The sequence below is a fragment of the Streptomyces sp. NPDC028419 genome (assembly GCF_055565515.1).
The window spans coordinates 1-5,937 of record NZ_JBVHUE010000077.1 but is presented as its reverse complement, the minus strand read 5'-3'; the positions used below and the strand labels follow the sequence as shown (position 1 = coordinate 5,937).

At 72.6% G+C, this 5,937-nt stretch carries 3 protein-coding genes; 2 read left to right on the top strand and 1 reads right to left on the bottom strand.

What is annotated here, in order from left to right; translation table 11 throughout:
- Positions 1–98: 98 nt before the first annotated feature.
- On the bottom strand, positions 99–368 hold the full coding sequence (locus ACZ4UB_RS39425; protein WP_468078100.1) for a hypothetical protein: 270 nt from the start codon (positions 366–368) through the stop codon (positions 99–101).
- Positions 369–660: 292 nt separating this feature from the next.
- Here ACZ4UB_RS39425 and ACZ4UB_RS39420 point away from each other — a divergent pair, with 292 nt between their 5' ends.
- Positions 661–2,085 (top strand): esterase/lipase family protein, encoded by a 1,425-nt coding sequence (locus ACZ4UB_RS39420; RefSeq protein ID WP_468078098.1) that lies wholly within the window; start codon positions 661–663, stop codon positions 2,083–2,085.
- Positions 2,082–5,937, top strand: a 3,856-nt coding sequence (locus ACZ4UB_RS39415) for a tetratricopeptide repeat protein (RefSeq protein ID WP_468078096.1), incomplete at its 3' end; no start/stop codon positions are given. The genes ACZ4UB_RS39420 and ACZ4UB_RS39415, both read left to right, overlap by 4 nt.

Here is a 5,937-nt window from a genome sequence, read left to right as displayed (position 1 = left end):
CCCCCCCCCCCCCCCCCCCCCCCCCCCCCCCCCCCCCCCCCCCCCCCCCCCCCCCCCCCCCCCCCCCCCCCCCCCCCCCCCCCCCCCCCCGCGCCGGGTCACTTCTGTGCCAGGACTCCCGCGCCAGTGTGCTCGGTGCCCGGAGCCGCCTCGATGGTCTGGCTGTAGGGGTTGTCCTTCGAGGCGGGCCGCACCTTCTGCGCGGGGACGTGCTCGGTCCCCGGAGCGGCGTGGACCGTCCGCTGCCGGTGCGCGTCCTCGCCCTGGGCGCCGCCGTGACCGTCCGCGGCGTGGGCGGCTCCGCCGAAGGCGAGGGTGCCGAGCAGGACCGCGGCGGAGGTGGCGACGACGCGCTTGCTGATCTTCATGTGGAGCTCCTTGGAGTGGCTGTCCGTCGGGCTGTCCGACTGACACCACGAACCTAGGAGAAGTGGACATTTCGCCGCTCTAACGCCTGCGGGGCCTCCGGGCTCCGCTGCCTTACGCCCCGCCGACCCGAGGCACGGCCTCGACCCCAACCGAGGAGTCGACTTGTCCCATTGAAGGGTCACGGTGTCCGCGCGTCTGGTAGTTATCACGCGGAGAGTCGCCGGCGGTCCGGGGCGCAGCCGTGAGGACCCCGGCGGGGTCGGGGTACTGATGAGCACGGGGGTGGGTACGGTGCGACGCGAGCCGATCGAGGACCTGGTGGTGGTGGTCCCGGGCATCTTGGGCAGCCGCCTGGCGGTGGACGGCCGGGAGGTGTGGGGCGCCTCGGCCGGTGCGCTCTGGCAGGGCATCAGGACCTTCGCCGGCTCCGTGAAGGACCTACGGCTTCCGAAGGACCTCGGTGACGAGCATCCCGGGGACGGTGTCGTGCCGGTCGGGCTCGTCCCGTCCCTGCACGCGCTGCCCGGAGTGTGGCCGCTGGTCGACGGCTACAGCGGCCTGCTCGGCTGGCTGGAACGCACGTTCACCCTGCGCCGTGCGCTGCCGGGCGGGCGGGCGGACACGCCGGTGAACCTGGTCGAGTTCGCCTACGACTGGCGGCTGTCGTGCCGCTACAACGCCCGGCTGCTGGCCGCCCGGGTGGAGGAGGCCCTGGGGCGGTGGCAGGCGTCCGCGCCGCACCGCGCGGACGCCCGGGTGCGGCTGGTGTGCCACTCCATGGGCGGGCTGGTGGGCCGGTACTACGTGGAGTGCGCGGGCGGTGCCGAGGTCACCCGGCAACTGATCACGCTGGGGACCCCGCACCGGGGGTCGATCGGGGCGCTGGAGTCGCTGGTCAACGGGCACCGGATCGGCGGTGAGCGGCTGGGGGTGGACCTGAGCGGTTTCGGCCGCAGCCTCCCGTCCACCCACCAGCTCACTCCCGACTACGCCTGCCTGGAGAGCCCGGACGGGCTGCGGTATCCGAGGGAGATCGCCGGCGGTCTGGACGGCGTGGATCCGCTGCTCCTCGAAGACGCCGGGCGGTTCCACGAGGAGATCCGTGCGGCGGCCCTCTTACGCGTCCGGCGGGGTGGATCGGATCGGCTGTGCCTGCCGGTGGTCGGCGTACGGCAGCCCACCCCCACGACGGCCGCAGTCGAAGGCGAACGCCTGCGGCTGATCGAGACCATCGAGGGCCACGACGAGGGCGGGGACGGGCGGGTGCCGCGGTTCGCCGCCCACCCCGCCGAACTGCCCCTGGACGACCCGACCGTGCGGGCCTCCTTCGCCACGCACGGTGCGATCAAGGGCCACCCCGGCGTCCTGGAGGACCTGTTCGACTGGCTCGCCCCCGCGCCCCGCGTCTATCGCGGCGCAGTGGCCGGCTATCCGCTGAGCGTACGGGCCCCGGACTACCTGGCGACGGGCGAGCCGCTGCCGGTGCGGGTCGAGGTCGCCACCGAGCGCGACGGGGCGCACGAGCTCTCCGTCCGGGCCACCGTGACCGGTGAGGGCGTCCGCGAGCAATGCACGCTGAGCAACCTCGGCGGGGGCCGCTACGCGGGGGCGTTCCCCCGCCTCGAGCCGGGAGCGTACCGGGTCGCCGTCCACGCCTCGCGCGACCACGAGGACACCGCGGTGACCGCACTGACCCTCATCGGAGGCGACGCATGAACCGCAGCGAGCACGCCGACGCGGCCGGCGCCGCATCCGGCGCCCCATCCGTCCCGGGCACCTTCCTGGCGACCGTGTACGACCGCTACGAGGATCCGGCCTTCCGTCCGCTGCCCGGCGCCATCGAGCAGGTGGACGAACTCGCCCGCGCCCTCGCGCCGTTCGGATACCGGCCGACCGTCCTGAAGAACCTCGGACAGGGCGGCCTCGTCGATGCTCTGAACGAGTGGCGCAAGCGCTGGCGCGCCGACGGGAACCACGGCCCGGCCGTCGTCGCCTGGTCCGGACACGCGGAGATCGACGACAAGAGCAACCTCCAGCTCGTCACCCACACCACCGCGAAGGAGGAGCTCGCAACCCAGGACCTCTTCTACGATCCCGAACGCCTCGCCGGTCAGGTCCTGTTCAGCAGCGCGGACCAGATCCTGATCCTCCTCGACACCTGCCACTCCGGCGCCGGCGCCCTCGGTGCCGTCGATCACGCGCTGAGCGCCTGGAGCAACCGCACCCTGCCCGAACCCCGCACCTCCTGGCTCGGCGTGCTCGCCGCCTGCCAGGCCCACGAGAAGGCGGCGGGGGGCCGGGGGCTGCTCCTGGAGACCGTGCTACGACTGCTGCGCGACGGCCCCAGCGGAACCAGCGGCGGCAGCGGAGCCGAGCTGCGGCCGGGCCGGTACCGGCACGAGTGGAGCGTGCGCAACGAGGGCATCACCGGGGACACCCTGGCCCAGGCCGCCATGGAGGAGTGTCGCGACAGCGGGCAGGTCCCCGTCTGGGCGTCCACCGGCCGGCCCAAGCCGATCTTTCACAACCCGCTGTGGCGCCCCCGCGCCGGTGAGGCGCTGGTGGCACACCTGGTGCTCGCCGCCCGGGGGATCGACCCCACCGAGGAGGGCTGGTTCTTCACCGGGCGGCGCCGCGCCTTGGAGCAGATCACCGCCTGGCTCGCCGAAGGCGCCGCGGGGATGCTGCTGTTGACCGGCAGCGCCGGGGCCGGAAAGTCAGCCGTCGCGGGCCGCATCGCGGCGCTGTCCCACCCGGAGGAACGCGCCGCCGTCATGGAGCACGCCCCCCTGTCGAAGGGTGACCCGGACCCGGGTGAGGGCAGCGTGGACGCCGCCCTGCACCTGCGGGGCATGGGCGTACAGGACGTGGCCGCGGCGCTCGCCGACAAGCTCGGCCTGCCCGAGCCGAAGACGCCCGCCGGTCTGATCGCCGACCTGGAAGGACTCGAAGCCACGGGCGCACGCCGCCACGTACTGGTGCTGGACGGCCTGGACGAGGCCACACCCGGCCAGTCCGGGCCCATCGCCGATCAACTGCTGGTCCCTCTGAGCCGGTTGTGCACCGTACTGCTGGCCTCGCGGGACCGGCCGTTCCGACCCCACCTCGAACCCGGCGAAACCCTGGAAGCAGCGCTGACCCGCACGGTGGGCGCCGCCGTGAAGGTCCTCGACCTCGACAAGCAGCCCGACACCACCGCCGACATCGCCGACTACGTCCACAAACGCCTGCTGGCCGACGGGCTGTCCGGCGAGATGACGCGGGAGGTGGCCCCGGTCCTGGCCGAACGGGCCGCCGGCAGCCGAGGCGGGTTCCTGTTCGCCCGGATCGTCGCGTCCGCACTCGCACGCGACCTGGCCGCCTCCCCCGGCCGGCCGTGGCGCGAGCAGATCCCGGCCACCATCTCCGAGGCCCTGACCCGCGACCTGGCCACCGGCACCGCCCTGCAACGCGACGGCCATGACCTGCCGCACGCCGGGGACGACCTCCTCGCCGCGCTCGCCTGGGCCGCGGGCAACGGCATGCCCGCCCACGGCGTCTGGCAGACCGCCGCCCGGGCCGTCAGCCGGCACGGCACGGAGTACGGGCCTGCGGACATCGACTGGCTCCTGGCCCACTACGGCCGGTACATCGTCGAGGACAGCGACGGCCACCAGGCCGTCTACCGGCTGTACCACCGCGAGCTCATCACCCACCTCCGGAAAGGGCCCTCCACCCCCACCGGGGGCGGCCACCCGCCCGCGCTGTCCATCCTCCGCTCGTTCGTGGACCTGACACTGGAACAGACCGCCGGGGGCACCCTTCCGGACCTGGCGAACCCCTACCTGCGGCACCATCTGCCCGACCACGCCCTCGCCGCCGGCGGCCCCGGGGTCACGGCGTTGCGGCAACTTGTCGCGGTCAACCCCGACGCCTACCTCCCCTACCTGGCGATGTCGCTGTACAACCTCGCCGTCCAACTCGGGGCGATCGGACGACGTGGCGAGGCACTCGCCCCAGCCGAAGAAGCCGCCACCATCTACCGCACGCTCGCCCAAGCCAACCCCGACGCCCACCTCCCCGACTTGGCGATGTCGCTCAACAACCTCGCCAGCCGGCTCGCGGAAATCGGACGGCGTGGGGAGGCGGTCGCCCCAGCCGAAGAAGCCGTCCAGCTCCGTCGCGCACTGGCCCAAGCCAACCCCGACGCCCACCTCCCCAACCTCGCCAGCTCCCTCAACAACCTCGCCAGCCGGCTCGCGGAAATCGGGCGACGTGGGGAGGCGGTCGCCCCAGCCGAAGAAGCCGCCACCATCCACCGCGCACTCGCCCAAGCCAACCCCGACGCCTACCTCTCCAACCTCGCCGGCTCCCTGAGCAACCTCGCCAGCCGGCTCGCGGAAATCGGACGGCGCGACGAAGCACTCGCCCCAGCCGAAGAAGCCGCCACCGTCTACCGCGCACTCGCCCAAGCCAACCCCGGCGCCTACCTCTCCAACCTCGCCGGCTCCCTGAGCAACCTCGCCAGCCGGCTCGCGGAAATCGGGCGACGCGACGAAGCACTCGCCCCAGCCGAAGAAGCCGCCACCATCCACCGCGCACTCGCCCAAGCCAACCCCGACGCCCACCTCCCCAACCTCGCCAGCTCCCTCAACAACCTCGCCAACCGGCTCGCGGAAATCGGGCGACGCGACGAAGCACTCGCCCCAGCCGAAGAAGCCGCCACCATCCACCGCGCACTCGCCCAAGCCAACCCCGACGCCCACCTCCCCAACCTCGCCAGCTCCCTCAACAACCTCGCTTTCCAACTCGGAGAAATCGGGCGACGCGACGAAGCACTCGCCCCAGCCGAAGAAGCCGCCACCATCCGTCGCGCACTCGCCCAAGCCAACCCCGACGCCTACCTACCGAACCTCGCCAGCTCCCTCAACAACCTCGCCATCCAACTCGGAGAAATCGGACGGCGCGACGAAGCACTCGCCCCAGCCGAAGAAGCCGCCACCGTCTACCGCGCACTCGCCCAAGCCAACCCCGACGCCCACCTACCCGACTTGGCGATGTCGCTCAACAACCTCGCCGTCCAACTCAGTGATGTCGGACGGCGCGACGAGGCACTCACCCCGGCAGAAGAAGCCGCCACCATCCACCGCGCACTCGCCCAAGCCAACCCCGACGCCTACCTTCCCAACCTCGCCAACTCCCTCACCAACCTCGCCAATCGGCTCGGTGAAGTCGGACGGAGCGCCGAAGCACTCGCCCCAGCCGAAGAAGCCGCCACCATCCACCGCACGCTCGCCCAAGCCAACCCCGACGCCCACCTCCCCGACTTGGCGATGTCGCTCAACAACCTCGCCATCCAGCTTGGTGAAGTCGGACGGAGCGCCGAAGCACTCGCCCCAGCCGAAGAAGCCGCCACCATCTACCGCACGCTCGCCCAAGCCAACCCCGGCGCCTACCTACCCAACCTCGCCAACTCCCTCACCAACCTCGCCGTCCGGCTCGGTGAAGTCGGACGGCGCGACGAAGCACTCGCCCCAGCCGAAGAAGCCGCCACCATCCACCGCGCACTCGCCCAAGCCAACCCCGACG